General features: G+C 62.5%; 1 protein-coding gene. It reads left to right on the top strand.

The features are described from left to right. A partial coding sequence (locus tag EN994_RS33995; protein WP_127308286.1) for an iron-containing alcohol dehydrogenase occupies positions 1 to 608 on the top strand: 608 nt, incomplete at its 5' end. Positions 609 to 723 lie beyond the last annotated feature (115 nt).

Raw genomic sequence — 723 nt, 5'->3', positions numbered from 1 at the left:
GCATGCCCGGCTTCATCACCGCCGGCACCGGCATGGATGCGCTCGCCCACTGTCTCGAGGCCTATTGCGCGCCGGGCTATCATCCGATGGCCGACGGCATCGCCGTCGAAGGTGTGAGGCTGGTCTTCGAGAACCTGCCGAAGGCCTATGCCAACGGCAGGGATCTCGTCGCGCGCGCCCACATGATGAGCGCCGCCGCCATGGGCGCCACTGCCTTCCAGAAGGGGCTCGGCGCCATCCATTCGCTGTCGCATCCGGTCGGTGCGCTCTATGACACCCATCACGGCATGACCAATGCGGTGTTCATGCCCTATGTGCTCGCCTTCAACCGTGACTCCATCGAGGAGCGTATCGGCCGGCTCGCCGCCTATTGCGGCATCAAGGGCGGCTTCGACGGGTTCGCCAAGGCGATTATCAAGCTGCGCAAGGAATTGAAGGTGCCGCATGCGCTGCCGGGCCTTATCAAGGGGCTCGACATGGACAAGAAGCGCAAGGCGCTGATCGCCGACATGGCGGTGGTCGATCCGACCGCCGGCGGTAACCCGGTCAAGCTGACCAAGAAGGCGGCGCTGACCTTGCTCGAAAACGCCATTGCCGGCACGGTCTGAGGCGTTTTCCGCGCCGCAAAGTGATCTGAAAAGGGGCTATGAAAACAAGGGGGAGGATGACGGGCAAGGCACAAACTAGTTAGCCGGAAAAAGAATCGCGGAGCGATTGCTACAT

This window comes from Mesorhizobium sp. M7A.F.Ca.CA.002.09.1.1, assembly GCF_003998555.1.
Lineage (GTDB): Bacteria > Pseudomonadota > Alphaproteobacteria > Rhizobiales > Rhizobiaceae > Mesorhizobium > Mesorhizobium ciceri.
This window is presented reverse-complemented; position numbering and strand designations above follow the sequence as displayed.